The organism is Oricola indica (assembly GCF_965227485.1).
Lineage (GTDB): Bacteria > Pseudomonadota > Alphaproteobacteria > Rhizobiales > Rhizobiaceae > Oricola > Oricola indica.
In genome coordinates, this window is record NZ_OZ245747.1 from 4,277,321 (window position 1) to 4,302,274 (window position 24,954).

General features: G+C 63.0%; 25 protein-coding genes. 16 read left to right on the forward strand and 9 right to left on the reverse strand.

What is annotated here, in order from left to right:
• The first annotated feature begins 65 nt into the window (after positions 1–65).
• The 10 genes from ACQK2M_RS21200 to ACQK2M_RS21245 all read left to right on the forward strand — a co-directional run bounded on the left by ACQK2M_RS21200 (position 66) and on the right by ACQK2M_RS21245 (position 8,822).
• Complete coding sequence (locus ACQK2M_RS21200; RefSeq protein WP_425419442.1) at positions 66–509, forward strand: DMT family transporter; 444 nt, start codon at positions 66–68, stop codon at positions 507–509.
• A 99-nt stretch (positions 510–608) separates the two neighbouring features.
• On the forward strand, positions 609–1,631 hold the full coding sequence (locus ACQK2M_RS21205; RefSeq protein ID WP_425419443.1) for a BMP family protein: 1,023 nt from the start codon (positions 609–611) through the stop codon (positions 1,629–1,631).
• Positions 1,631–3,184: an ABC transporter ATP-binding protein gene (locus ACQK2M_RS21210; RefSeq protein WP_425419444.1), complete on the forward strand. Its 1,554-nt coding sequence runs from the start codon at positions 1,631–1,633 to the stop codon at positions 3,182–3,184. The genes ACQK2M_RS21205 and ACQK2M_RS21210 overlap by 1 nt, the downstream gene beginning before the upstream one ends.
• Positions 3,174–4,223 carry an ABC transporter permease gene (locus ACQK2M_RS21215; protein ID WP_223476206.1) on the forward strand — a complete coding sequence of 350 codons (1,050 nt, stop codon included), beginning with the start codon at positions 3,174–3,176 and terminating at the stop codon, positions 4,221–4,223. The genes ACQK2M_RS21210 and ACQK2M_RS21215 overlap by 11 nt, the downstream gene beginning before the upstream one ends.
• 2 nt (positions 4,224–4,225) lie before the next feature.
• Complete coding sequence (locus ACQK2M_RS21220) at positions 4,226–5,167, forward strand: ABC transporter permease (protein WP_425419445.1); 942 nt, start codon at positions 4,226–4,228, stop codon at positions 5,165–5,167.
• Positions 5,164–6,450 carry an amidohydrolase family protein gene (locus ACQK2M_RS21225; protein WP_223476208.1) on the forward strand — a complete coding sequence of 429 codons (1,287 nt, stop codon included), beginning with the start codon at positions 5,164–5,166 and terminating at the stop codon, positions 6,448–6,450. The genes ACQK2M_RS21220 and ACQK2M_RS21225 overlap by 4 nt, the downstream gene beginning before the upstream one ends.
• Before the next feature lie 7 nt (positions 6,451–6,457).
• Positions 6,458–6,742: a hypothetical protein gene (locus ACQK2M_RS21230; RefSeq protein ID WP_425419446.1), complete on the forward strand. Its 285-nt coding sequence runs from the start codon at positions 6,458–6,460 to the stop codon at positions 6,740–6,742.
• 16 nt (positions 6,743–6,758) lie between these two features.
• Positions 6,759–7,694, forward strand: a complete 936-nt coding sequence (locus tag ACQK2M_RS21235) for a hypothetical protein (protein ID WP_425419447.1) — start codon at positions 6,759–6,761, stop codon at positions 7,692–7,694.
• A 19-nt stretch (positions 7,695–7,713) separates the two neighbouring features.
• Positions 7,714–8,193, forward strand: a complete 480-nt coding sequence (locus ACQK2M_RS21240; protein WP_425419448.1) for a hypothetical protein — start codon at positions 7,714–7,716, stop codon at positions 8,191–8,193.
• A complete protein-coding gene (locus ACQK2M_RS21245) occupies positions 8,190–8,822 on the forward strand; it encodes a hypothetical protein (RefSeq protein ID WP_425419449.1) in 633 nt (210 codons plus the stop codon). Before ACQK2M_RS21240 ends, ACQK2M_RS21245 begins: the two co-directional genes overlap by 4 nt.
• On the opposite strand, the gene ACQK2M_RS21250 is transcribed toward ACQK2M_RS21245, so the two are convergent.
• A complete protein-coding gene (locus ACQK2M_RS21250) occupies positions 8,806–9,744 on the reverse strand; it encodes a hypothetical protein (RefSeq protein WP_425419450.1) in 939 nt (312 codons plus the stop codon). The two genes, ACQK2M_RS21245 and ACQK2M_RS21250, sit on opposite strands and share 17 nt — an antisense overlap.
• Positions 9,745–10,271: 527 nt before the next feature.
• Between ACQK2M_RS21250 and ACQK2M_RS21255 the strand changes: the two genes are divergently transcribed.
• From ACQK2M_RS21255 to ACQK2M_RS21265, 3 genes are all read left to right on the forward strand, one after another.
• Complete coding sequence (locus tag ACQK2M_RS21255) at positions 10,272–12,365, forward strand: caspase family protein (protein WP_425419451.1); 2,094 nt, start codon at positions 10,272–10,274, stop codon at positions 12,363–12,365.
• A gap of 25 nt (positions 12,366–12,390) precedes the next feature.
• Complete coding sequence (locus tag ACQK2M_RS21260) at positions 12,391–15,237, forward strand: CHAT domain-containing protein (RefSeq protein ID WP_425419452.1); 2,847 nt, start codon at positions 12,391–12,393, stop codon at positions 15,235–15,237.
• Positions 15,238–15,317: 80 nt separating this feature from the next.
• On the forward strand, positions 15,318–16,367 hold the full coding sequence (locus ACQK2M_RS21265) for a S1 family serine peptidase (protein ID WP_223476216.1): 1,050 nt from the start codon (positions 15,318–15,320) through the stop codon (positions 16,365–16,367).
• Between the two features lie 73 nt (positions 16,368–16,440).
• Here ACQK2M_RS21265 and ACQK2M_RS21270 read toward each other — a convergent pair whose 3' ends face one another.
• Positions 16,441–17,883 (reverse strand): patatin-like phospholipase family protein, encoded by a 1,443-nt coding sequence (locus ACQK2M_RS21270; RefSeq protein WP_425419453.1) that lies wholly within the window; start codon positions 17,881–17,883, stop codon positions 16,441–16,443.
• A gap of 138 nt (positions 17,884–18,021) precedes the next feature.
• Between ACQK2M_RS21270 and ACQK2M_RS21275 the strand changes: the two genes are divergently transcribed.
• Positions 18,022–18,690 (forward strand): hypothetical protein, encoded by a 669-nt coding sequence (locus ACQK2M_RS21275; RefSeq protein ID WP_425419454.1) that lies wholly within the window; start codon positions 18,022–18,024, stop codon positions 18,688–18,690.
• A 4-nt stretch (positions 18,691–18,694) separates the two neighbouring features.
• Here the strand turns inward: ACQK2M_RS21275 and ACQK2M_RS21280 are convergent, their stop codons facing one another.
• Entirely contained in the window at positions 18,695–19,183 is a 489-nt protein-coding gene (locus ACQK2M_RS21280; protein ID WP_425419455.1) for a hypothetical protein, read from the reverse strand.
• 82 nt (positions 19,184–19,265) lie between these two features.
• Here ACQK2M_RS21280 and ACQK2M_RS21285 point away from each other — a divergent pair, with 82 nt between their 5' ends.
• On the forward strand, positions 19,266–19,598 hold the full coding sequence (locus tag ACQK2M_RS21285; protein ID WP_425419456.1) for a hypothetical protein: 333 nt from the start codon (positions 19,266–19,268) through the stop codon (positions 19,596–19,598).
• Positions 19,599–19,604: 6 nt separating this feature from the next.
• Here the strand turns inward: ACQK2M_RS21285 and ACQK2M_RS21290 are convergent, their stop codons facing one another.
• Positions 19,605–20,180 carry a DUF1176 domain-containing protein gene (locus ACQK2M_RS21290; RefSeq protein ID WP_425419457.1) on the reverse strand — a complete coding sequence of 192 codons (576 nt, stop codon included), beginning with the start codon at positions 20,178–20,180 and terminating at the stop codon, positions 19,605–19,607.
• A gap of 211 nt (positions 20,181–20,391) precedes the next feature.
• Here ACQK2M_RS21290 and ACQK2M_RS21295 point away from each other — a divergent pair, with 211 nt between their 5' ends.
• Positions 20,392–20,793: a hypothetical protein gene (locus ACQK2M_RS21295; protein ID WP_223476222.1), complete on the forward strand. Its 402-nt coding sequence runs from the start codon at positions 20,392–20,394 to the stop codon at positions 20,791–20,793.
• A 58-nt stretch (positions 20,794–20,851) separates the two neighbouring features.
• Here the strand turns inward: ACQK2M_RS21295 and ACQK2M_RS21300 are convergent, their stop codons facing one another.
• The 5 genes from ACQK2M_RS21300 to ACQK2M_RS21320 all read right to left on the reverse strand — a co-directional run bounded on the left by ACQK2M_RS21300 (position 20,852) and on the right by ACQK2M_RS21320 (position 24,847).
• A complete protein-coding gene (locus tag ACQK2M_RS21300) occupies positions 20,852–21,181 on the reverse strand; it encodes a hypothetical protein (RefSeq protein ID WP_425419458.1) in 330 nt (109 codons plus the stop codon).
• Between the two features lie 49 nt (positions 21,182–21,230).
• Positions 21,231–22,067 (reverse strand): metal ABC transporter permease, encoded by an 837-nt coding sequence (locus tag ACQK2M_RS21305; protein ID WP_425419459.1) that lies wholly within the window; start codon positions 22,065–22,067, stop codon positions 21,231–21,233.
• Positions 22,064–22,885 (reverse strand): metal ABC transporter permease, encoded by an 822-nt coding sequence (locus ACQK2M_RS21310; RefSeq protein WP_425420106.1) that lies wholly within the window; start codon positions 22,883–22,885, stop codon positions 22,064–22,066. Before ACQK2M_RS21310 ends, ACQK2M_RS21305 begins: the two co-directional genes overlap by 4 nt.
• A gap of 39 nt (positions 22,886–22,924) precedes the next feature.
• Positions 22,925–23,821 carry a manganese/iron ABC transporter ATP-binding protein gene (locus tag ACQK2M_RS21315; RefSeq protein ID WP_425419460.1) on the reverse strand — a complete coding sequence of 299 codons (897 nt, stop codon included), beginning with the start codon at positions 23,819–23,821 and terminating at the stop codon, positions 22,925–22,927.
• A 123-nt stretch (positions 23,822–23,944) separates the two neighbouring features.
• Positions 23,945–24,847: a metal ABC transporter substrate-binding protein gene (locus tag ACQK2M_RS21320; protein ID WP_425419461.1), complete on the reverse strand. Its 903-nt coding sequence runs from the start codon at positions 24,845–24,847 to the stop codon at positions 23,945–23,947.
• Positions 24,848–24,954 lie beyond the last annotated feature (107 nt).

Consider the following 24,954-nt stretch of genomic DNA (forward strand, 5'->3'; position numbering starts at 1 on the left):
AGCGACGGGTGACGCGTCGGCTTCGTTTCGTATAGCGTGTCGCGGTTGACTACGGGGACAATACCATGACCGGATTCTGGATAGCGCTGCTCTGCGTCTTTGCGGGCGGCGTAGCGATCGGCCTGCAGCCGCCGGTGAACGCCGCCCTGGCGCGCACGCTCGACGACAGCATCGTCGCCACAGCCATATCCTTCGCCGTCGGCTTCATCGCGCTTTTTGCCCTGATCGCCGTGCGCAACGCCTTTCCGAGCCTGACGCTGGTCCGCGAAATCAAGCCATGGATGCTCTTGGGCGGCCTGCTCGGCGCCTTCTATGTCTGGACATCGCTCTGGGGCGTGTCCCGGCTCGGCGTGGTGACGTTGATCGCCGCCATCATTATCGGACAGATGTTCGCGGCCATCCTGATCGACCGCGCCGGCGCCTTCGGACTTCCTGTCCATGAGATCAGCTGGCAGCGCGTCGTCGCGGTCATTCTGGTCGGAGCCGGGCTCGTCATGTCACGCCTGTGAGGAACCGTCTCCGCCTCTTGCCGTTTTTTTGATCCCGATTTACCATCTGATCAAAATTTTGGCGGGTTACCGGATTTCCAACAAGCAGGAGTGCGCGCAATGTCCAACAAATCCTTCACCACAACCCGCCGGAGGCTGCTCAAGGCAGGCGCCGCGGGCGCATCGGTTCTCGCCATGCCGGGCCTGATTGGCCGGGCCGCCGCGCAGGAAAAGCTCAAGGTCGCGGCGATCTACACCGTTCCCGTCGAGCAGCAATGGGTGAGCCGCATCCATATCGCGGCCAACGCCGCCGCCGAGCGCGGCGAGATCGAGTACGTCTTTTCCGAGAACACGTCGAACAGCGACTATGAGCGCGTGATGCGCGAATATTCCGAAGCCGGTCACGACCTGATCGTCGGCGAGATCTTCGCTGTCGAGGAAGCCGCCCGCCAGGTCGCGCGCGACTATCCGGACACGGCCTATCTGATGGGTTCGTCCTTCCTGCCACAGGACGACACGCCGAACCTCGCCGTCTTCGACAACTACATCCAGGACGCCTCTTATCTTTCCGGCATCATCGCCGGTGCGATGACCGAGTCGAAGAATATCGGCATGGTCGGCGGCTTCCCGATCCCGGAAGTGAACCGCCTGATGCACGCCTTCATGGCAGGCGTGCGCGAAACGGCGCCCGACACCACCTTCCAGGTCGCATTCATCGGCTCGTGGTTCGACCCGCCGAAGGCCAAGGAAACCGCCTTCGCGCAGATCGATGCCGGCGCGGACATCATGTATGCCGAGCGCTTCGGCGTCTCGGACGCGGCCAAGGAGAAGGGCATCCTGGCGATCGGCAACGTGATCGACACCCAGCCCGACTACCCGGACACGGTTGTCGCCTCGGCGCTGTGGCATTTCGAGCCGACGCTCGACGCCGCGATCGCCAAGGTGAAGGCCAGCGAGTTCAAAGCCGAAAATTACGGCCTCTACTCCTTCATGAAGGAGGGCGGATGCTCGCTCGCACCGCTCGGCACCTTCGAAGGCAAGGTGCCGCAAGAGGCGCTCGATCTCGTCGCCGAGAAGGAAGCAGCCATCAAGTCCGGTGACTTCACGGTCGAGATCAACGACGAAGAGCCGAAATCGAGCTGATGAACGCCGAGGGGGGCGGAGAGGCGGAGACCGTACTCCGCCTCTCGAACATCACGAAACGCTTTGGTCCACTGACAGCCAACGACTCCGTTTCCTTTGACCTGAAGCGGGGCGAGGTCATCGCGTTGCTCGGCGAAAACGGGGCCGGCAAGACCACGCTGATGAACATCCTGTTCGGCCATTACGTGGCCGACGAGGGCACTGTCGAGGCGTTCGGCAAGACATTGCCGCCCGGCGAGCCGCACGCCGCGCTCGCCGCCGGTATCGGAATGGTCCACCAGCATTTCACGCTGGCCGACCAGATGACCGTCCAAGAGAATATCGCGCTCGGCACGCAAAGCCTGTTCGCACCGCGCTTCGATCGCGGCAAGGCGCAGGCCCGGATCGAAGAGCTGTCGCGCGATTTCGGTCTGGAGATACGGGCGCATGCGCTGATCTCGGACCTGTCGGTCGGCGAGCGGCAGCGCGTCGAGATTCTCAAGGCACTCTATCGCGACGCGCGGGTTCTCATTCTCGACGAGCCGACGGCCGTCCTGACCCCGCTCGAGACGGAAGCGCTCTTCGCGACACTCAGGAAGCTGGTCGCCACAGGGCTTTCGATCATCTTCATCTCGCACAAGCTCAACGAGGTCATGGCCGTCAGCGACCGGGTTCTGGTGCTGCGCTCGGGCAGGATTTCCGGCGAGCGCCGCACGGCGGACACGGACCGCGGCGAACTGGCGGCCCTGATGGTCGGCGAGACGATCAAGGAGCCGGAAGTCGTCGAACACTCGCCGGGCGACACCGTGATCGAACTCGTGGCTGTCTCGACGGCGGGTCGCGCCGGCGGCGCGCCGCTCGACGCGATCGACCTCGCCCTGCGCGAAGGCGAGATCACCGGCCTTGCCGGCGTTTCCGGTAACGGACAGGCGGCGCTTGCCTCCCTCATCGCCGGCACCACGAAGCCGGAATCCGGCACGATCCGGATCCGCGACGAGATCGTCTCGGACTGGTCGGCGCGCGCGGCTCTGGCGCACAGGATCGGGCGCATTCCCGAGGATCGGCACGCAACAGGCATGATCGGCGACATGAGCGTCACCGAAAACGTGATCTCCGAAGCCTATCGCTCGCCGCGCTTCAGCCGCGCCGGCCTGCTCGACTGGAAGGCGGCCGAGCAATTCGCCGAGACCATCATCCGCGATTACGACGTGAAATGTCCCTCCCCGAATGCCCGGGTGCGTCTGCTCTCCGGCGGCAACATGCAGAAGCTGATCCTCGGGCGCGCCTTTGATGGCGAACCGCAGGTGATCCTCGCAAACCAGCCGACGCGCGGCCTGGATGTCGGAGCCGTCGCCTATGTGCACACCAAGCTGCTCGAGGCGCGCAATCGCGGCGCGGCGGTGCTGCTGATCTCCGAGGATCTGGACGAGGTTCTGGCGCTGGCCGACCGTGTGATCGTGATTTCCAAGGGCCGTCTCTCGCCGCCTTCGAAACGCGGCGAATTGTCGGTGCGCGAGATCGGCGAACGCATGGCCGGGCACGGATTCGCAGACGGGGTGTCCGATGCGGCTTGAACCGAAACCGACGCCCGGGCTCGCGACCACCCTGCTCTATCCCGCAGGCGCGATCCTCGCCACGATCGTCATCGCTTCTCTTCTTGTGCTGATCGCGGGCGCATCGCCCTTCAACGTCTTCTGGTTGGTCGCGAAAGGCGCGGCAGGATCGCAATTCGCCCTGCTGGAAACGCTGACGCGGGCAACACCGCTGATCTTCACCGGACTTGCCGTCGCCGTCGCCTTCCGCGCGAAACTCTGGAATATCGGCGCCGAAGCGCAGCTCTATATCGGCGCGGTGGTGACAGTCGTGCTCGGGACGGGCGCGGTCGCGATGCCCACGCCGGCGCTGATCCCGCTCATCATGATCTGCGCGATGCTGGCCGGGGCGTTGCTGCTGCTCGGCCCCGCCGTCCTCAAGGTCCGGTTCGGCGTCGATGAAGTCGTCACGACCCTGCTGTTGAACTTCATCGTCATCCTGTTCGTCTCGATGCTGCTCGAAGGCGTGTTGAAGGATCCGATGGGGCTCGGCTGGCCGCAGTCGAAACGGGTGATCGCCGATGCCCAGCTGCCAAGGCTGATCCAGGGCAAGCGGCTGCATTTCGGCTTCGTCATCGCCGTGGCCAGCGCCGTCGTGATGTGGGTGGTCATGAAGAAGACCACGCTCGGCTACGAGATGCGCGCCGTCGGCAACAATGCCGAGGCCGCGCGTTTCGCCGGCATTCCGGTGAACCGGGTGCTGATGAAAACGGCGCTGCTCTCCGGTGGACTCGCGGCGCTCGCCGGCTTCTCCGAAGTCGCCGGCCTCAAGGGCAACCTGACGCTCGATCTGTCCCCGGGCTTCGGCTACACGGGCATCGTCGTCGCCATGCTGGCCATGCTCAATCCGCTCGGCGTGGTCGCATCCGCGATCTTCGTCGCCGGCATCTTCGTCGGCGCGGACGCGATGAGCCGGTCGGCGGGCGTACCGAGCTACATCGCCCAGGTGATGGTCGCGACCGCGCTCCTGACCATGGTCACCGCGATCATGCTGACGCGCTACAGGATCAGGTGGAAGTAGTGATGGAAGCCTTCGATATCCTGCTGACGACAAGCTTCTGGGTGGCGGCGATCCGGATCGCTTCGCCGCTGATCTTCGCGACGATGGGCGAACTGATCTGCGAACGCGCGGGCGTGCTCAATCTCGGTATCGAGGGGATCATGACCGCCGGGGCCTTCGCGGGCTGGATCACCGTCTATGCCGGTGGCGATCTCTGGCTCGGCGTGGCGGTGGCGGCGCTGACCGGCGTCGTCTTCGGCTTGCTGCACGGTTTCCTGACCGTCCCGCTCGGCCTGTCGCAGCATGTCACCGGCATCGGCATCACGATGCTCGCGACCAGCCTGACCTATTTCACCTATCGCGTCTCGCTGCCCGAGGTGACGTCGCCGCCCAAGATCGAGCCGTTCCAGCCCTTCGCCATTCCTGGCCTGTCGGACATACCGCTGATCGGGCCGGCGCTGTTCAACCAGACGCCGCTCACCTATCTCGCCTATGTCACCGTCGCGCTCGTCGCGTGGGTTCTCTACCGCACGCCGGTGGGGATCGCCGTGCGCGCGGTCGGGGAAAACCCGTCCGCCGTCGAGGCGCAGGGCATCAGTGTCACGGCAATGCGCATGGGCGCGGTCGCGCTCGGGTCCGCGCTGATGGCGGTCGGCGGCGCGTTCCTGACCATGAGCGCCTTCAATTCCTTTTTCTTCGAGATGATCAACGGACGCGGGTGGATCTGCATCGCACTCGTCGTCTTCGGCTCCTGGCGGCCGGGCAAGGCGCTGATCGGCGCAATCCTGTTCGCCGCCTTTGACGCGTACCAGGTCCGCCTCCAGCAGGTGACCGGGGGCGTCATCCCCTACCAGATATTCCTGATGATGCCCTATGTGCTATCCATCCTCGCGCTTATCGTCGTGGCGCGGCGTGCGACCTATCCGAAGGCGCTGATGGTCCCCTATCAAAAAGGTGAGAGATGAGTTTCGACCTGCTGTTGAAGGGCGGCGTCCTGCCCGACGGAACATCGGCGGATATCGCGATTGCGGGCGACACGATCGCCGCGATCGAGCCGGACATCACCGCCGAGGCCGGCGAGACCATCGACATATCCGGCAATCTCGTCTCGCCGCCCTTTATCGATCCGCATTTCCACATGGACGCGACGCTTTCCTATGGCCTGCCGCGCATCAACGCCTCGGGCACGTTGCTCGAAGGCATCTCGCTGTGGGGCGAATTGAAGCCGCTCCTGACCGAGGAAGCCGTTGTGGAGCGCGCGCTGGCCTATTGCGACTGGGCCGTCTCGATGGGCCTGCTCGCCATCCGGTCCCATGTCGACACCTCCGATGACAACGCCATGACCGGCGTGCGCGGATTGTTGGCCGTGCGCGAGATGGTGAAACCCTATCTCGACCTGCAGCTCGTCGCTTTCCCGCAGGACGGGTTCTATCGCGCGCCCAAGGCCCGCGAAATCACCATCCAGGCGCTGGATATGGGCGTCGATGTCGTCGGCGGCATCCCGCATTTCGAGCGGACGATGGAGGACGGCCGGCGCTCGGTGACCGAGCTTTGCGAGATCGCGGCGGAGCGCGGACTGCGGGTCGATCTGCATTGCGACGAAACCGACGACCCGATGTCGCGCCATGTCGAACAGCTCGCCTACGAGACGCAGCGGCTCGGCCTGCAGGGCCGGGTGAACGGATCGCATCTGACCTCGATGCATTCGATGGACAATTACTATGTCTCGAAACTGCTGCCGCTGATGGCCGAAGCGCAGGTTTCGGCAGTTCCCAATCCCCTGATCAACATCACGATCCAGGGCCGCCACGACACCTATCCAAAACGGCGCGGCCTGACCCGCGTGCCCGAGATGCTCGCCCACGGCATCCGCGTCGCATGGGGGCAGGACTGTGTTCTCGATCCATGGTATCCGCTCGGCACCGCCGACATGCTCGACGTCGCCTTCATGGGCCTCCACGTCGCCCAAATGACGAGCCCGGCGGAGATGCGCCGTTGTTTCGACATGGTCACGACGGAAACTGCCGCGATCATGGGGTTGGAGGATTACGGGTTGGAAAAGGGCAAGAGGGCCAGTCTGGTCGTACTCGACGCTGGCGATCCTATCGAGGCGATCCGCTTGCGGCCGGGGCGACTGCTGGTCGTGTCGAAGGGAAATGTCGTCGCGCGGCGCGCAAAGGGCGAGAGCGCGATGTCGCTGCCCGGACGCCCCGCCAGTGTGACCCGGCGTTTCCAGCCGCCGGCGTAAACACCCCATGGTTCAGTTCCTCGCCTATGCCGGTATTGCCGGCCTTGTCGTCAGCGTTGCCATCGGGATCATCGGCGCCGTGATGGCGATCAGGCCGTGGCCCGCCTACGTCGCGCGCTGCCATGCGCAGGGCGAACAGCCGGGCTTCGTGTGGTCCAACCGCTATATCGACTCCATCGCGGACGAAAAGAAGCGCAAGTCCGTCAAACGCGGCATCGTTCTGCACGGCATCGGTCTTGCCGGCCTCATCCTCTTCTTCCCGTTCGTTCTCCTGTCGGGGATCGCGTCTTGACGGAGAAACCGGTGAGATGAACCTGCTTGGCAAGATATTTTTTGGCACGATCCTCGTCATCGTGCTGTTGGCGATCTGGCTTTTCGGGTCGCCTCCGGCAATCTCGATGTTCTGGGAACGCGCCGACGTCACCGTCATGCGTCACGACACGCGCGAGGTGTATGACGGCTGGGGCAATGTGGTTCGGACCGATCCGATCGTCGAGATCGATAACGGCAGGGTCATCAGGACGCCAATTCGCCTTCTGGTCAGGAACGCGGTGGATGGCCGCGACGCGGTTGTCGATGCCTGGCCGGTCGGGGCCACGGTTAGCGCACGGCTCGCGCCGGGCGGCAATGTCGCCTACCCGGCAAGCTGGCGACCTTTCCTTCTTATTCCCGCGATTGCCTTCACGATCGTTGCGGCATTCATCGGCTTTCTCTTTTTCCGACCCTTTTTCGAACGCCGATGGCGCAGCCAGGGGGGTGACGCGGTTCGCAGCAATGCCGGCTATTCCTTCCGGCCGATCGCGTTCGGTTTCGGCGTGGCCTTCACGGCCGTGCCCCTCATCCTGCTCTATGCGATGTGGACCTTCGGCGACCCTCCTCCCTACTCGATCACCTGGCCGCGCCACGACATGCGGGTCGTCGACTCGCGCGTTCGGCCACATCAGGTCGGCAATGGTAACATCGCGGCCTATCTCGATGTCGAAGTCGAATTTCCCGACGCGATCAACAACGAGAAAATTCTCCTTCAGGGTATCACCTATGGCTGGGTGCCCATTCCCGAGGCGCGCGAGTTGCGCGAAGCGCGTTACCTGCCCGGCGAAACCGTGCGTGCCATGCAATCGCCCGATGGCACGTTCTACGTTGTGCGCTGGCGGTTTTCCGATTTCCTCGCCTTCTTCATCATTCCGCTGGCGTTGATCACCGTGCCCATCGGTTTGTTTGCCATGCGACTGGCGCTTGTCTAGACACTCCGGGGGATCGGACATGGCATTCGCGGCACGTTACGAGGATACGGTTCGCACGGGGACGCTCTTCGCGGCGATCGCCGGTTTCGTGGCGAGCGCGCTCGCGGTCTTCATCATCACCGATGACTTTATCGGCGCCGGCCAGGTCCAGATCATAAGCCTGTCCGCCATTATCGGCGGCACGGCCTCCATGGCTGCTGCGTGGCGATGGCTCGTACCGGGTCATGACGGTTTCGGCATGTGGCGCGCCGTCGGAGCGGGCGCGGTGTCGGCAATCGCCTCGTCGGTCTTCATGTGGCTGATTGCGTTCGTCGCTTTTCTCTCCGACATGGCAAGCGACCCGCTCAGCATTATCGAGCTGATCCGGCGGGCGCTCATGCTCTCGTTCTACTTCGCCATCATCGGCAACATCCTCGTCGGGTGGGTCACGATCCCGCTCGGCATCGCCGCCGCCTGCGTGGTCACCGCCTGGGCGCAAAGACGGATCGAAGCGCCATGACCGAACTCCCCGTTCGCGTGACATACAAGCCGGCGCTTCTGGCCGGCAGTCAGACCGTAGAGATAGGCGAGACGCATCTGACCTGTTCGGACAAAGATGGCCGCGAAAAATGGCGGCTCGCCTGGGCGGACATCTCCCGCGCCGCTTTCGTGGAGCACTCGATCCGCGGATCGCGGCTCAGCCGGATCGACCTGATCACGGCGAACGACGCGCAAAAGGTTTCTCTCAGCCGTACCACCGACGCGGCCCGTTCGATGAGCGATCCGGATTATGTGAGCTTTCTTTCCGCAGTCGGCGCCATCGCGACCCGGCTCGGCGAAGTCGCTCCGGACCTTCCGGTCACGATCGGAGAATATGGCCGCTCCCGGCTCGCGATGTTCATTGTCGGCGCCCTGTGCCTCATCGGCGGCGTCGGCATCGGCATCGCCGCTCTCGCGGACGGCCGCGGCGACCGGCTGATGGGCGAAGCCATGACGCCGCTCGCCCTGATGATCCTGGTCGGCATATTCTACTCATGGAAGCACGCGCCTTGGCGCGCCAGTGAAAGCCTGTCCGCGAAGATCTTTGCGGTGGTGTTCGCCAAAACCGGAGCCCCGGAAACGGAACCGGGGCCTAATCCTCCAGCGTAACGAGTTCGCCGCGCACATCCCGATAGCGAACCTGGATGTGCGCCACACCCGCAGCACGCAATTCCGCGCGCATCGCAGCCGCCAGTTCGGCCGCGCGTTCGACATGGCGCGCCTCTTGGCCCTCCGCCCATATGGCAACGGGCTCCTCATCCACCTCTTCAAAGGCCGCATCGAACTCGTCCTGCCACGCGGTGAGTTCGTCCGCGAGCTTGCCGGACAGGCCAAGACGGATCGGTGAATTGTATTCCGCATCGTCCTCGACGAACTCGATATGGACCGGCCAGGCCCAGTGCTCCGGCGAAAGACTGAGCGCACGGATCCGCGCCATGTCCATCAGCGCCTCATCTGGTTCGACCGGTTCCAGTCCTGCCCCGAGCCCGCCATTTCCGGCCGGCATGCGGGACCTGATCGCGATCCAGACGACATAGACGGCGAGCATGAATCCTGCGGCGACGAGCGAAGGCATTCCGTCGCCCGTCAGCGGAAGAAGCTTGCCCGACAGCCCTGCCGCCGCGACACCGAGTGCGCATGCACCGAAAATGAAGGCGGCGTTTATGGTTTGCCTGCGCCCGGCCGGGTCCGGCTCCTCATCGCGATCGAAATAGCGCGGCGCCAGCCAGGTCAGGTAGATGACCTGCTGCAGCAAAGCGGCCGCGAACAGCCAGACGGCGATGCCGGACAGGACGAGCAGCGCCGCGCCGGACGCGAAGACGAGGATCGCGCCAGATGTCATCCACGCGGTCTCGAAACGCTCGAGCCGGCTGGGCTTTTCAAAGGAGATCATTTCGATTGCGCGTGTCAGCACCCGGTCAAGCATCACCTGGCGCGCGAGCACGAGCCCGGCGAAAATATAGAAGAGACCGATGACCGCAAGGAGGACGCCGGGGAAGCCTGCCAGCCTTTCGAGATAGGGTTCGAACACGTCGTCAGCCCTTCATTTGCCTACGTCTCCCCGCTGCCGTCATCGCAACCACAACCCGTTAGCGGAAATATCGCCGCGCAAGCGCCCCCCTGAACAGAGGGTTGACCGGGCAACCGCATGCCCGCTTTCTGCCACAAAGCAGCGCGCCGGCCCGCGAAACGCAGCGATTACGGCGTTTTTTCGAGAAAATACGCGATGCATTTTTTGCATTTCCCGGTTGCATGCGGCGACTTCGCGGCTACCGTGCAAAATACCAAGATTTCAGGGGTTGGGAGGCTGAAATTAAAGAATTGTGCATGTCGTGCATCGGCGGCTGACCGCTCCCGGAATCATCACTCGGCGTTACCGTTTGAAAGATTCTGCGAGAACCGCCCAATTTTCTCCATGCTTGAACCGAAACTTCTGGCCGCGACCAGAACATGTACGCCCCGCAAGCCGGGCGCTGAAATGACAGGACCCGGAGCGCCAATGCCTTCGCGCAGGCGAACCGGAGCACGATTTGAGGGAACGGGATGATGAAGTGGTCTTTGAAGACACGAGCTGCGCTTGCGGCCGCGCTTGCGGCCGGAACGCTTCTGGCCGGACCGGCATGGGCGCGCACGAACCATGCACTGATCGTGGCCGTTTCGAAATACCCCAACCTGTCGGAAGACAAGTGGCTCAACGGGCCGGTGAATGACGCGAAACTGGTGCGCCAGTATCTGCTCGAAGGTGCGCCCCTCGATTTCGAGGAAAGCGAGATCACTGTTCTTGCCGACGGTATCGAAGGCGCGGCAGAGCCGACCGGCGACCATATTCGCGAGGCCTTCGCCAGCCTCGCCGAAGAGGTCGAGCCCGGCGATTTCGTCTTCCTGCATTTTTCCGGTCACGGATCGCAGGCGCCCGCCCTCGTGCCGGGCTCCGAGCAGGACGGCATGGACGAACTGTTCCTGCCCGCCGACATCTCCGGCTGGGACCAGGCAACCGGCACGGTTCCCAATGCGCTTGTCGACGATGAACTCGGCGCGATGATCACCGCGCTGACGGACAAGGGTGCGAATATCTGGGCCATCTTCGACAGCTGCCACTCGGGCACCGTGACGCGCGCGGCGCCGTCGGGCGATCCTCTGGACGCCGAAAAGTCCCGTGACATCAGCCCGGCCGCTCTCGGCATCCCGCAGGACGTGCTGGACGCCGTCGAGCCGATCCGGACCCGTAGCGGCACGCCCGAACCCGAAATCGCGACGATTGAGACCACCGGCTCCACCGAAGGCCAGCAGGTTTTCTTCTACGCCGCGCAAACCAACGAAACCACGCCGGAGATGCGGCTTCCCGCGGACGATCCGGACCGCGTGTCGCACGGGCTGTTCACCTTCACCCTGTTCGAGACGCTGGCGCAGAACCCGGCGCTGACCTATCGCCAGTTGGGCGAGGAAGTGCTGCGCCGCTATTCGATCGGTTACCGGGTCCAACCGACGCCGCTCTTCGAAGGCGCACTCGATGCCCCCGTGTTCGGCGCTGCGGACGGACAGGCGGGCCGCATCCAGCAATGGCCGGTCAAGCAGGACGGCGGAAAGCGGATCTTCTCGGCCGGACGCCTGCACGGCATTTCGGTTGGCGACGAACTCGCGCTGCTCGACAGCCCGGCTGCGAGTGACGACGAGAAGATCGCGACGATCCGCGTCACCGCGACAAGCGATTTCCGTTCCGAATTCGAAATCGTGGATGGCGGTTTCGTCATGCTCGACACCGGTTTCTACGCCCGCAAGGCGCAAGAGGAGATGCGGTTTTCGATCGCGGTCGCAAAGCCGGATCTGTCCGAAGCGTCCGAGGCGACGCGCGCGGAGATCGATGCCGTCATCGAGGCGCTCGTCAACACCGAGAAGGAAGGTCTTCGGCTGGACATGGTGGAGCCAGGCGACAATGCGGACATCTATCTGCAAGTCGCCAACGGCGCATTGTGGCTCGTGCCGCGCGGTGGCGAACTGGTCAGAGACGGGGCCAACAAGACCACTTCGATCGGCTTTGCCGACCGGGAAACGAAGGAAACGACGTTCTATCTCGCCGACAGCCTGTCGCGCATCGCCCGCGTCGCGAACCTTCTGAAGCTTGGCGGCGGTTCCGGTTCCGGCGGCGCCGGCCTGGAGATCAGCTATTCGATCCAGTACCCGGACAGCGAAGAACGCATCCCGATCGCGCCGCCATCCATACCGCGTATCGAGCCCGGCGCCATCGTATGGGTCGAGGTCGGCAACAAGACCAACCGGCCGCTGGACCTCAACATCCTGTATACCGGCGTCAATTACTCGATCGACCACATGTTCAACGATCGCTTTCTTCCCGGTGAGTCACGCGCCATCGATCTTCTCGACGTCATCGAAGGCGACTATGGCCGCGAGCGGCTGATCGCCATCGTCACCCCGGTGGAGCCGCAATCGGTCGTCGCCGATTTCGGCTGGCTGTCGCAGCCCGAGCTTGGAAAAACACGCGCAGTCGCGCGCGGCGGGTTCAGCTCCATGCTCGAGGAAGCGGGCTTCGGCGAAAAGACACGCGCCGTCCGCAAGAGATCGCGCGATGACGCAGGAGGCGGCATTTCCCAGGTCGCCGTCGAAACCGTCCCGCCCGGCTCGGTTTCGGACTAGGTCGCGGAACGGTGGAGTCGATGACATGAGAACAACCGGCGCGAAGATTGCTCTCCTTTTCTGGCTGCTGCTTTCCGGCATCGCCGGGGCATTGGCCGACGGGCTCGATCCGAACGCGCCGATCGATCCGAAGCTGCTCGAGGGCGCGGAAGCCGGCGATGCAGCCTCGCTCTACAATCTCGGCTGGATTCATCTCAACCGGGAGAACAACACGGAGAACTCGGTCGCCGCGCAGGACTATTTCGAGCGGACACTGGATGCCTATCAAGGCGCGACCGGCGACGACCTCAAATGGAAAGCCGAGACCTTTGCCAATCTGGCCTATATCCACCTGAACCGCGGCAGCGACGAAGACCTCGATACCTCCATCGACTACTTTAACAAGGCGCTCGACACCTATGCCCTGACCGAAGGCGAGGATTTCGGCAGCTATCGCAGCTCGCTCTACAATCTCGGCTGGATTTATCTGAAGAAGGGCGGTGCTGAAAATCTCACGCTGTCGCGGACTTATCTTCAGCGCGCGATCGACGCCTATGCGGATGCGACCGGCGATGACCTGAAATGGAAAGCCGCGCTCTACCGCATGCTATCCGACGCCGACCAGGCCGCGTCGCGCTACAGCGAATCCCTCGACGCGCTCGACAACGCCATTTCGATCTACGGGGAGATCGGCGAAGACGGGGCCGAGTTGTCGCATGCGCTCGAAAGCTGGGGCATGGCGCTGCAGGGCCTGTCGAAATACGAGGAGGCCATCACCTATTTCGAGAAATCCCGCGCCATCCGCACGGAAATCTTTGGCGACATCAGCACCGAAGTCGCCGACACCTATCTCGACGAGGGCATCTCGCTGGAGGGGGCGGGCAAGTACCGTGAGTCGCTCGACACCTACACCGAAGCCCTGCTGCGCTATTCCAAGGTGCTCGGCAACGACGCGATGCAGGTCGGCTGGGTGACGAACAATATCGGCTGGGTGCATCGCCGCCTCGAGGAATACGAAGTCTCCAAGCGCTGGTTCCTGAAGGCGCATCCGATCATCGCCCGGCACGAGGGCCGCTATTCGCGCAATATCGGCAAGGTCAACATCAATATCGGGATCATCGAACACTATCTCGGCAACGAGGATTCGGCGATCCGCTGGACCATGAAGGCGATGCCCTTCATCAAGGCCAACAACGAGATCACGCTGGACGAGCAGCGCTGGGCATACGACACGCTGGCGCGCGCCTTCCGCGCCAAGGGCGACACGGAGCGCGCCATCGCCTTTGCCAAGCTTGCCGTTAACGCGCAGCAGTCGATCCGCTCCGCGAACAAATCGCTGAGCGAAGACGAGAGCAAGGAACTCAAGGACGAGTGGCGCTGGCTGTACCAGCATCTCGCGGACATGCTGATCGAACAGGGCCGGTTCGTCGAAGCCCAGGCCGTTCTCAACATGGAAAAGGAGCAGGAGGTCTTCGAATTCCTGCGCCGCGACAGCGCGGCCGATCTTCGGGAGACCAAGGCGCTGCTCAACGACACCGAGCTCGGCGAAGAAGAAAAGATCGTGGCGCTTGCCGCCTTCCCGCTCGCGGCCGCGCAGGAACTCGACCGGCTCGTCGCCAAGCTCGACAGCGGCGAAGCCACGGCAGAAGACGAGGATCGCATTTTCCTGCTGCAGGAAAGCGTCCAGGTCGCCGCCGACGATTTCGAGGCGCAGGTGGATGCGTTTCTGGAAAGCGCCACCGGTCCGAAACAGGAAGTCTACAAGGCGCAGCTGAGCGCGGTCGGCTCCTACCAGGACCTCCTCACCTCCTTCGAGGAAAAGACCGCCATTCTCCAGATCGCCGCCATCGACCAGGCGACGCATATCTTCCTGACGCTTCCCGAACTGACGCTGCATGAAGAGTCGAACATCTCGAAAGCCGAGCTCTCGCGGATGACTTTCGACGCGCTGGTCGCGATCGAGGCGCGCGGCAGTGATGCCAACACGAAGCTCGGCGCGCTCTACGACGTTCTCGTCCGGCCGGTCGCCAAGTCCCTCGCCGATGCCGGCGTCAAGGTCGTCATGCTCAATCTCGACGGCTTCCTGCGCTACGTACCCTTCGCGGCTTTGTATGACGGACAGCGCTATTTCATCGAGGATTACGCGGTCGCGCTCTACACGTCCTCCGTGCCGACCCGTTTCGAGCGCGGCGGTCGCGAGGCGCAGAAGAGCGCCGGCTTCGGCGTGACGGCGGCGCATCCGGGCTTTTCGCCGCTGCCCGGCGTGCGGCGCGAGATCGAGACGATCTTTGCGGGCGACGACGCCTCCGGCGTGCTGCAGGGCCCCGCCGGACTGGACGAGGATTTCTCGGAACGCAGCCTGCGGCGCACTCTTCTTTCGCGGCCGTCGATCCTCCACATCGCCAGCCACTTCAACCTGATTCCGGGACGCGAGGACGATTCCTTCCTGCTTCTCGGCGACGGTTCACACCTTCCCCTGTCGGATATCCGCTCAAAGCGGGCGCTGTCCTTCAAGGGTATCGATCTTGTCACGCTGTCGGCCTGCCAGACAGCACGCGGCGGTGGCGACGGTTCGGAAATCGAGGGTTTCGGCGCGACGGCGCAGTTGAACGGCGCGTCCTCGGTCATGGCATCGCTCTGGCCAGTGGCCGACGAGGCGACCGCGCGCCTGATGGGCGATTTCTACGAAGGCATGGTGCGTGACGGCCTGTCAAAGGCGGACGCCCTGCGCGCGGCCCAGATCCGCATGATGTCCGGCGAGATGAGCGTCGCGTCGGCGGAAAGCGGCGAACGCGCCGCACAATCGAGACAGAAGAAGACGCAGGCGGCCCAAGCGGGATTTTCCCATCCCTATTTCTGGTCGCCATTCGTCCTGATGGGAAACTGGCTATGATGCATGTTGCAATCACCCGCCGGAAAGCCCCCGAACCAATCAAGGCACAACCAACTATTGCAAACCCGAAAGGATCGAAAATGACATCACGTCTTACAAAGATTGCGAGCATCGCCGCCATGGCAGTGATGCTGCCGGCCATGGCAACGGCCGAACCGACCTGGCAGAAAGAGGAAGGCTCGCCCGAGATGCCGTTCAATTTTGCCGGAAGCGCGGAAAAGGCCGCATTGCTTGAAGGCAGCACGGACGGCGAGAAATCGCGCGTTCTCAACGGCAAGATCGCCGAGGATGGCGCCTGGCCATGGCAGGTCGCGCTGATGCGTGTGGATGTCGAGAACGACCTCCTTTCGCAGTTCTGCGGCGGCTCGATGATCCAGAACAACTGGGTTCTGACGGCGGCACACTGCGTGGTCGAGGAGAAGTCCGACGGCTACTACCTGATCAATCCGGCGAACACCCGGATCATGGTTGGCACCAACCGCATCTCCAACGAAGGCGATTTCGTCGAGGTCGAGCAGATCATCGTTCACGAAGGCTACAATCCCAACAGCTTCGACAACGACATCGCGCTGATCAAGCTGGCCCGCCAGCCCAACGCCAAGTTCGCCACGATCACCATTCCGACCGAGGAATATGCCGACATTCTCGAAAAGCCCGATACCACGACGATCGTCACGGGTTGGGGCCGCACCGAGGCCGGCACCCCGTCGCGTGAACTGCGCGAGGGCAAGATCGAGATCATCGACCGCGGCATCTGCAACCAGGTGCTGCTGAGCGGCCCGATCAAGGCGGCTGCCGGTTACTTCCAGCAGACGGTCACGGCGCTCGATATCCCCGGCAACACGGCCAACGAGTTGTGGAGCCAGGTTCTCGACAACGTGCCGGTGCCGATGACCGAGAACATGATCTGCTCGGGCACGCCCGAGGGACCGCGCGGTGCGTGCGACGGCGATAGCGGCGGTCCGCTCGTCGTTCCGGTCGGCGATGGCAAGTACATCCAGGCCGGCATTGTCTCCTGGGGTCTTGCGTCAGCCGACGGTGTGGGCTGCAACCGCGACGCCAAGTTCTCCGCCTATACCCGCACCGGCAACTACGCCGACTGGGTGCTGGGCAAGCTCGGCTACAAGTAATGGGACGGGCGATTGCCTGAAGAGGCGGGCGGCGGATTTATCCGCCGCCCGTTTTGCATGGGCAGGCACAGGGTCAGAGACGCCGCTTGCCCTTGGCCGATATGCCCTGGATGGACGTCAGATAGGTCAGGAAGGTCGGGCTTATCGACAGCGCCTTGCGGCCCGCCTCGATCGTCAGATCGACCTGCTCGCGCGGCAGTTTGAGCCGTGTCGGAACCTCGTTCAGCTTTGCTTCCATGTCCGCGCCAAGCTGGTCGAACCGCAGTTCGGTGACGTAAAGCTTGAGGCTGCGGCAGTTCCAGGTTTTCGGATCGCCGCCGAATTTCTTCACTTCCGCCTTGGACAGGGAGCAGCGATAGGCGATCAGGTCGTCGTGCCAACGCGCCATCGCGGCGCGAAACGCGTCGAAGCCCTCGCGCGTCGCCGACGCCATGGCGGTATCGGCGATGGCCGACACCAGATCGAGCCCTCCGGGCCCGGCCACCTCGTTCGCCCAGTCACCGTCGAGTTCACGACCGGCATTCGCGACGACGAACAACATGCGTTCGAGAGCGACCGCCTCGCGTTCCGTGAACGGCGCGTGACGGCTCTGCGCGCGCCCTCGTGCGATGGAGATGCCGGTCAGGCCGAAATTGTCCGTCACCGCGCCGTCGAGCAGCTTCACGTAACGCATCTTTTCCGGGTCGCGATAGTTGCGCAGCGCGCGCGCATAGGCGCGGAGCGACGCCGAAGCCTCTGTGTTGTGCGCGGCGGTGGTCAACCAGCCCGGCTGTTCGTAGCTGCAGCGCGGTCCATAGGCTTCCAGCACGATCGGGCTGAACACGATCGGCACAGCCGCCGACGCGGCGACCGCTTCGGCGACCGGCAGCTTGTTGAGATCGCTGCACAGCGCCCGGAACGTCTCGGGCTCGAAGGTGAAAGGCGTGCGGTTGTAGATGTCGGACGCGTTGATCCAGGTCGTCGTCTTCTTGTTGCGGTAGAGATCGGCGAAGGTCGCGCCCTTGAACAGGTTCTCGTCCAGCCAGCGTCCGAAGCCCTGCCGGCTGTTCACGCCGCCGCTTGCCGCACGCAGGAGGTTGATCGGATCCACCTTCGATGTGCGCAGATACTCCTCGCCGTTTCGCACGAGGAAATTGCTCTTGAAATCGCCGAAGGCGCGTTCGCCCTTCAGGCCGAAATAGGCCGCCGTCACCGACCCGCCGGACACGCCGGACAGGAAATCGATCTCGTCATAGACGGTCGTCCCTTCCTTGCCGGGAAAGGGCGTCGCGCGCATCTGTTCGAGGATACCGTAGGCAAAGGCGGCGGCGCGGGTGCCACCGCCGGAGAAGGACAGCGCGACAAAATCGGTTTCGGGCTTTGCGCCCTCCTCCTGAGACGTCAGGCCTGGATCGAATTCGGGCTGTATCTCGGTGAAGGAATTGAGCGTGTCGTTGACCGACACGCAACCGGCGAGCGCGGTCGCCATCATCAGGCCCGCGGCCCTGCGCAGAATTGTCGATCGAATTCGCGGCATCGCCGTTCCCAGTCTCCTGCAACCCTCCTTATCTTACCTGAAGACAATCGGCTGCCAACCACTTGTACCCTCTGCCCTTTTAACGCCGAATTCTGACGGATTATTGGTGCCGTGAAACCCGGGCTGGAGATTTCGCTCATGAACACCGCAAAACGCCTTTTGGCCGCGATTTCGGCGACCGCGCTTGTCGCCACCGCGACCGTCCCGTCGGTTGGACAATCTGCACCCGACGACCCGCAGGCCGACGCGCTCGCGCTGATCGTTATGTCGCGGCAACTGCATGACCGCGCAATCGAAACCTCCGATCCCGTGCTCATGCTCTCCGCCGCGCGGCTGCGCAAGGATTCCGGCATGAAGCGTGGCGAAATCGGAACGCCGGATGCTGCCGACGAAGAGATTCCGCAAGAGGATGTTTTCGGCTGGGAAGGCTGGCTGGATGAAGCCGTTCGCATCTCGGGCGGAAGCACGATCATCGCCGGTCTCGCCGACGACATCAGGACATCGAAGTCCAAGGGCCTGAAGGATGGCGGCATCTACACGGAGCGCCGCATCCCCGCGCGCGGCAAGAAGAGCCATCGCGCGCTGAACTTCATCGGCGGGGAGTTCGCCCTGGTCTATTCCGAGGGGATGGGCGACGCCGACATCGACATGTTCGTCTATGACGCGCGCGGCGCTCTTGTCTGCTCGCAGACCGACACGAGCAATCTCAACCAGTGCGGCTGGACGCCTGGCGTGACCGGGCCATTCGACGTGACGCTCGAAAACAAGAGCGATTTCGGCGACACCTACGCCCTGTCCACGAACTGAGCGTCTACCGGCAACCGGCCCGGTACCAGATTTCTGTCGGGATCGCGACGGGGTCTGCCGACCCGTTCGTCCCATACCACAATGCACTGCCGAGGCCGGGCATGAAGACCGCGTCCGGCGCCGGCTCGCCGGAAGCCGGCATATCGTGCTCGGAGGGCACGAGACGGTCTCCCCGACGCTGGAAGAAGAAGACTATCAGGCCATCCTCCGAGACGGATTCGTCGTCGGGAATGGCGTAGAAATTCCCGTATCCGTTGGATGCGGTGAGACGGAACCCGAAACGCTGCGGCACATCGCCGGCCGTGACCGCGATATCGAGGTCGGAATAGGCCGTGGAATGCTCACGCCTTTCAAAGACGAGCTGGCCGCCCGCCTCGTCGGCCATTTCATAGACCGCGTCCTCGACCGCGCATTCCTGCGCGTATGCGGGCGCGGCGAAAAACAGCGCAAGCGACAGAAGCGAGAAGAAGCTTTTTCCGGTGGTCATGGGCATACGAATGCAGTTCCGTTTTAGCTCAGGTCGGTGACGATACGCCAATTGCGGACAATGGCGAAGCGGGAGATAGTGCCGGGCCATGACACGGCGCGTGAAACTGATGGCCGATTACGATTGCTGGCCCCTGTGGGGGATGGACGGCGATGATATCGGCAATCTCGACCCGGCCGGTCTCGGACTTTCGTCCGGCCTTGTCGCCCGCCTCGCACATTGGTCCGAAGCCTATGACGCGCGGCTGGACCGAACGGACCCGGCCGGCTCGCCGCAGACTTCGCCGGAGGACACCAGCCGTTTCGAACGCGAGGGACTGGAACTCTGGCGGCTCGTTCGCGAGGAGCTCGGGTCCGGTTACGAGGTCCACTATTTCAGCGACCTCGAACAGCGCCTCATGAGCCCTGACAGGTCGGGCTGAGGCACCTCAGTAATCTAGCGACAATTGCGGATCGATCTCGCCGTCGTAATCGGCGTCCGCCTCGAAATGTTCGAGGACGAAACCGCCGTCCCGAAATACCCAGCGCCCCTCGTCATAGGCGTCGCCAATTCCCCGCCAGTAGGCTCTTGCGGTCACGGTCTGCGATTCCTCATCGAATTTTGCATTGGTCACCGTCAGCGCGGACTCGTATCCGGTCACGGTGATGGCCTTGACCGGGGAGTCGTAGTCTTCGGTTTCGTTCTCGATCGAAATCGTCGGACGCGCGAAGGCCAATGGCTCGAAATGTCCGTCCATGAACCTGATGAAAGCGGACTGGACATTGTAGGCCCCGGCGTCGCAGAAGAACTGGTAGATCGTGGCGGTTTCGGGCTCGTCGCCCGGCAATTCAAAGCTCGGCATCCACGAAACCTCGAAGCGCGCCGGCATTTCATCCGCGCCGCCGTCGAAAAGGAATAGGGTCTCGGAATAGGGCCGGCAGCGATCCTTGAAGGCGCTGTCGAAATAGGCAACCGCTTCTTCGGTCGTCCCCTCCTGAGCGACGGCCACCTGCGTGGCGACCATTGAGCCGGCAATTCCGACCAAGACCCCGAGGGTCAATCGAACCGCGTTCACCTGATCTCTTTTCGCTTTCGCCATAACCAGCCTCCAAATTGCCCTGAAATGACCTAACATCACGAAAAAACAGCCAAAATTAAGACTGTTTCCTTGTGCAATATTTCGTGAGGCCGGAGTTGTCTCCTGCCCGTCGAAACCAATTTCGAGAGGAGCCAGAATGAAAATCCTTCGCAACACAGCAATCGCGGCCGTCATGGCCGGCGCCATGATCCAGCCGGCATTTTCCGCCGACAATAACCTGGAACTGTCGGAGGGCGCGCAGCAGCAATTGCAATTGTCCGACAATCTGATCGCGCTCGGGCGCGAACGCAAGGACCCGATCCTGATCATCGCCGGCGCGCATCTGCGCAACACTCTGACCAACGATTCCATCGACGGTTCCGGCGATATTCCTTCCAAGAGCGATCTGCTGGCGGAAGCCAAGAGCTACGCCAATGGTCGTGCCGACCTGATCGGCATCGCCGAGGACGTCGACGCGGCAAGCTCACGCGGCTGCTACAACTGGAATGGCGGAACGGGCGCGTTTTCCTGCCCGCCGGATTCGCAATTCGCGAACTGACCATTCGGGCTTTCGATCGCCGCATGCGCCCATCACGGCGTATGTGGCGTTTGCATTTTCACACCCGTTTCTTCGCCCCGCCCGAGAGAATGCCGCTAACATCCTCGTCGCCCAGCGGTTTGAAGGCGCGCAGTTTGTGTTCCGCGTTTTCCAGATAGAGCATGCCGCATTGCGTGCACTGCCAGGCGCTGCGCGCCATGTCGCCGATCAGCATGCGCATATGCATCGCGGATGCCTCGCGCTTTTTCGCGTTTCCATCCCTCTCGATCGCCTCGTCCAGTGCATCCCACATCTCGTTCCAGCGGCGGTCGGGGATGAAATGCGCCTTGTGACCGAGGCCGTCGGTCCCGTCATGGATGAGATTGCCGCACTCGCACTGGATCTTCATCGTCCGCTCCCCTTGAAACGTCGGCGGGACAATGCCCGGTTTCGACGACTCAGGACAAGCGTGCCGTCGCGGAGCGCGTGCGCATCATCTTGGCGATAAAGGCGACGATGAAGAAGGCGGTCAGGATCAGGATGATCGTCGGCGCCGGCGCGCTGTCCAGCCAGAAGCTGGCATAGATGCCGCCGGTCATCGCCACGATCGTCACCGCCACCGCGACGACGAGCATGCGGCCGAAGCTGCGCGTCACGAGAAAGGCGATGGAGCCCGGCGCGATCAGGAGGCCGATCGCGAGGATGAGGCCGACGGCCTTGAGGGTCGCGACGATCGTCAGCGAGAGGATTGCCAGGAGCCCGTAGTGAAAGACCGCGACGGGCATTCCCGAAACCCGCGCCTGGGCGGGATCGAAGGAATGCAGCAGGAGGTCCTTCCACTTGGCCAGGATCGCGACCGTCACGAACAGCGAGATCAGGCCGGCCGTCAGCAGGTCGCCGGCCCCGACGCCCAGCATGTTGCCGAAAAGGATGTGATCGAGATGCACGGTGGTGGAGATCTTCGTGTAGAGCACCATGCCGAAGCCGAACATGCCGGAGAACACGATGCCGAGCACCGTATCCTGCTTGATGCGGCTGTTCTGCTGCAGGAAACCAGCCCCCAAGGCGCACACCATGCCGGCGACGAAAGCACCGATGATCAACGGGATGTTGACGATATAGGCGATGACGATGCCCGGCAGCACCGCATGGCTGATCGCGTCGCCCATGAGCGCCCATCCCTTGAGCACCAAATAGCAGGACAACAGCGCCGTCGGCACCGCGACGATGAGCGCGATCCAGAAGGCGTTCTGCATGAAGGCGAACTGGAAGGGGGCGAGCAGCGTCTCGATCATGCGTCGCCCTCCAGCGCCTCGGCGGCGCGACGACGCGCCGCCAGCATGCCGTGCTTGGGCGCCAGGAAGAAGACCACGAGAAAGATGAGCGTCTGCAGGGTGATGATGACCCCGCCCGTCGCACCATCCAGGAAGTAGCTCAGATAGGCCCCAGTAAAGCTCGTCAGCGATCCGATCGCGACCGCAAGCACCAGCAGGCGCGGAAACCGGTCTGTCAGCAGATAGGCCGTCGCGCCCGGCGTCACGACCATGGCGATCACGAGGAACGCGCCGACGGTCTGGAGCGCCGCGACGCAGGACGCCGAGAGCAGCGTGAAGAAGACCACCTTGAGCATGCCGGTGCGCAGTCCGATGGACCGCGCGTGGGTCTCGTCGAAGAAGGTGACCATCAGGTCCTTCCACTTGGCGAGCAATATGACCAGCGACACGATGCCGATGATCGCCAGTTGCAGCGTGTCCTCAGGCGTGATCGCGAGAATGTTGCCGAGCGTGATGGTCTTGATGTCCACCGAAGTCGGTGAGACCGAAGCCAGGAACAGCCCTAGCCCGAAGAAGGAGGTGAAGATCAGCCCGATGACGGCATCGACCTTCAAGCCGGAGCGTTCGTTGAGGAACAGCATGGAGCCGGCGGCAAGTCCGCCCGCGATGAAAGCGCCGAGCGCGAAGGGCAAGCCCAGCATGTATGCGCCCGCGACACCGGGAACGATCGAATGGCTGAGCGCATCGCCGATCAGCGACCAGCCCTTCAGCATCAGATAGGCAGACAGGAAGGCGCAGACGCCGCCGACCAGCGCGCTGACCCACATGGCATTTGTCATGTAGCCGTAGGAGAAGGGTTCGAGCAGCAGGTCCACGGCTCAGCCCTCCTCGCCGGACTGCGAATTCTCGTCCGGCCGGTCGGGATTGGCGCGCTGGGTTTTCTCGTCATACATGACCAGCGGGCGTTCGTCGTCGGTGAGGATCTTGACCTCGCGGCGGTCGTCGTCGTCATGCAGGTCGCGTCCGCCGAGAACGAAATGGCGCAGAACGCCGCCGAATGCCTCCTCCAGGTTCTCGGCGGTGAAGGTCGTCGCGGTCGGACCATGGGCGAGAACCGTTCCCTTGATGAGGACCGTGCGATCGCAGAACTCGGGCACCGATCCCAGATTGTGGGTGGAAACCAGCATGACCCGGCCCTCTTCGCGCAAGTCGCGCAGAAGCGCGACGATCGCCTCCTCCGTGGTGACATCGACGCCGGTAAAAGGCTCGTCGAGCAGAATGACGCGGCCATCCTGCGCGAGCGCGCGGGCGAGAAAGACCCGTTTCTTCTGGCCGCCCGACAATTCGCCGATCTGGCGGTGCCGGTATTCCGACATGCCCACCCGCTCGAGCGCCTTGTCGACGGCCTCGCTGTCTTTGGCCTTGGGAATGCGCAGGAAGCCCATGTGGCCGTAACGGCCCATCATCACGACATCCTCGACGAGGACCGGAAAGCTCCAGTCGACTTCCTCTGCCTGCGGCACATAGGCGACGATGTTCTGTCGGAGCGCCTCGGCTACGGTCATGCCCAGAATGCGGATCTCGCCTTTCGCCGTCGGCACGAAGCCCATGATGGCCTTGAACAGCGTTGACTTGCCCGAACCATTCACCCCGACAAGCGCCGAGATCGTGCCGGTCGGGATTTCGAAACTCGCATCGCGCAACGCGGTATGACCGTTGCGATAGGTGACCGTGATATCGTGAACGGACAGTCCGGAAGGGGATTGTTGCAACATGGGGCTCAGCGTTTCGGCGTGTGTGTTCGTATCATTGAGTGCAGGCACTTCCACAAACATTCAGCGCACCGCAGGTCTCATGGTTTCCCGCGGGACGCCCGAGGCGAATTGATCCGTTCGTTGTCAATTGACCGTGGCCGCGAGACTGCGTGCGACGGTTTCCGACGTCACCCGAAGCAAATCGAGATAGGTCGGCACGGGGCCGTCGGCATCGGTCAGGGAGTCGACATATAGCTTGCCGCCGTATTTCGCGCCGGTCTCGCGCGCAACCTGTTTGGCCGGATCGTTGTTGACCGTGCTTTCGCAGAAGACGACCGGAATGTCGTTTTCCCTTACGCCGTCGATGACCTTGCGAACCTGTTGCGGCGTGCCTGTCTGGTCGGCGTTCATCGGCCAGAGATAGAGTTCGCGCAGTCCGAAATCGCGGGCGAGATAGCTGAACGCCCCTTCGCAGGTGACAAGCCAGCGCTTTTCCTCGGGGACGGTGTCGATCATCGCCCTCAGCGGCTCGATCGCCGCCCGGATCTTCTGCTTGTAGGCTTCAGCATTTGCCTTGTAGGTCTCCGCGTTTTCCGGATCATGCTCGACAAAGGCGTCGCGGATATTGTCGACATAGATCAGCGCGCTTTCGAGCGCCATCCAGGCATGCGGGTTGGGTTTGCCCTCATAAGACCCTTCCGCAATGCTGATCGGTTCGATGCCCTCGGTCAGCGTCACCGCAGGAATGTCGCGCAGATTGTTGAAGAACTGTTCGAACCAGAGTTCCAGGTTCATCCCGTTCCACATCACCAGATCGGCGCCCTGCGCGCGAACGAGATCGCGCGGCGTCGGATCGTAGCCGTGGATTTCGGCGCCCGGCTTGGTGATCGATTCCACAACAGCGGCATCGCCGGCCACATTGCGCGCCATGTCGGCAATGACGGTGAATGTCGTGACAGCCTTGAACTTGTCCGCCGAGAATGCGGCCCCGCCAGTCGCTGCCAAAATGGCCACACCGGCGATCAGAACTCGCATCGTCTTGAACATCGCGCACATCTCTCCTGCCTAACTTTGAATGATTATGCGAAGCATTCGCAGAAAGTCAAGCCAGTTGCGAATGATTTGCAAAAAGATGGATGGAGGCCGACTAATTC

What these genes read in the sequence shown, in the direction of transcription:
- ACQK2M_RS21200 (WP_425419442.1), top strand. Translation starts at nt 66, where the DNA reads ATGACCGGATTCTGGATAGCGCTGCTCTGCGTCTTTGCGGGCGGCGTA.
- ACQK2M_RS21205 (WP_425419443.1), top strand. Translation starts at nt 609, where the DNA reads ATGTCCAACAAATCCTTCACCACAACCCGCCGGAGGCTGCTCAAGGCA.
- ACQK2M_RS21210 (WP_425419444.1), top strand. Translation starts at nt 1,631, where the DNA reads ATGAACGCCGAGGGGGGCGGAGAGGCGGAGACCGTACTCCGCCTCTCG.
- ACQK2M_RS21215 (WP_223476206.1), top strand. Translation starts at nt 3,174, where the DNA reads ATGCGGCTTGAACCGAAACCGACGCCCGGGCTCGCGACCACCCTGCTC.
- ACQK2M_RS21220 (WP_425419445.1), top strand. Translation starts at nt 4,226, where the DNA reads ATGGAAGCCTTCGATATCCTGCTGACGACAAGCTTCTGGGTGGCGGCG.
- ACQK2M_RS21225 (WP_223476208.1), top strand. Translation starts at nt 5,164, where the DNA reads ATGAGTTTCGACCTGCTGTTGAAGGGCGGCGTCCTGCCCGACGGAACA.
- ACQK2M_RS21230 (WP_425419446.1), top strand. Translation starts at nt 6,458, where the DNA reads ATGGTTCAGTTCCTCGCCTATGCCGGTATTGCCGGCCTTGTCGTCAGC.
- ACQK2M_RS21235 (WP_425419447.1), top strand. Translation starts at nt 6,759, where the DNA reads ATGAACCTGCTTGGCAAGATATTTTTTGGCACGATCCTCGTCATCGTG.
- ACQK2M_RS21240 (WP_425419448.1), top strand. Translation starts at nt 7,714, where the DNA reads ATGGCATTCGCGGCACGTTACGAGGATACGGTTCGCACGGGGACGCTC.
- ACQK2M_RS21245 (WP_425419449.1), top strand. Translation starts at nt 8,190, where the DNA reads ATGACCGAACTCCCCGTTCGCGTGACATACAAGCCGGCGCTTCTGGCC.
- ACQK2M_RS21260 (WP_425419452.1), top strand. Translation starts at nt 12,391, where the DNA reads ATGAGAACAACCGGCGCGAAGATTGCTCTCCTTTTCTGGCTGCTGCTT.
- ACQK2M_RS21265 (WP_223476216.1), top strand. Translation starts at nt 15,318, where the DNA reads ATGACATCACGTCTTACAAAGATTGCGAGCATCGCCGCCATGGCAGTG.
- ACQK2M_RS21270 (WP_425419453.1), bottom strand. Translation starts at nt 17,883, where the DNA reads ATGCCGCGAATTCGATCGACAATTCTGCGCAGGGCCGCGGGCCTGATG.
- ACQK2M_RS21275 (WP_425419454.1), top strand. Translation starts at nt 18,022, where the DNA reads ATGAACACCGCAAAACGCCTTTTGGCCGCGATTTCGGCGACCGCGCTT.
- ACQK2M_RS21280 (WP_425419455.1), bottom strand. Translation starts at nt 19,183, where the DNA reads ATGCCCATGACCACCGGAAAAAGCTTCTTCTCGCTTCTGTCGCTTGCG.
- ACQK2M_RS21285 (WP_425419456.1), top strand. Translation starts at nt 19,266, where the DNA reads ATGACACGGCGCGTGAAACTGATGGCCGATTACGATTGCTGGCCCCTG.
- ACQK2M_RS21290 (WP_425419457.1), bottom strand. Translation starts at nt 20,180, where the DNA reads ATGGTCGCCACGCAGGTGGCCGTCGCTCAGGAGGGGACGACCGAAGAA.
- ACQK2M_RS21295 (WP_223476222.1), top strand. Translation starts at nt 20,392, where the DNA reads ATGAAAATCCTTCGCAACACAGCAATCGCGGCCGTCATGGCCGGCGCC.
- ACQK2M_RS21300 (WP_425419458.1), bottom strand. Translation starts at nt 21,181, where the DNA reads ATGAAGATCCAGTGCGAGTGCGGCAATCTCATCCATGACGGGACCGAC.
- ACQK2M_RS21305 (WP_425419459.1), bottom strand. Translation starts at nt 22,067, where the DNA reads ATGATCGAGACGCTGCTCGCCCCCTTCCAGTTCGCCTTCATGCAGAAC.
- ACQK2M_RS21310 (WP_425420106.1), bottom strand. Translation starts at nt 22,885, where the DNA reads ATGACAAATGCCATGTGGGTCAGCGCGCTGGTCGGCGGCGTCTGCGCC.
- ACQK2M_RS21315 (WP_425419460.1), bottom strand. Translation starts at nt 23,821, where the DNA reads ATGTTGCAACAATCCCCTTCCGGACTGTCCGTTCACGATATCACGGTC.
- ACQK2M_RS21320 (WP_425419461.1), bottom strand. Translation starts at nt 24,847, where the DNA reads ATGTTCAAGACGATGCGAGTTCTGATCGCCGGTGTGGCCATTTTGGCA.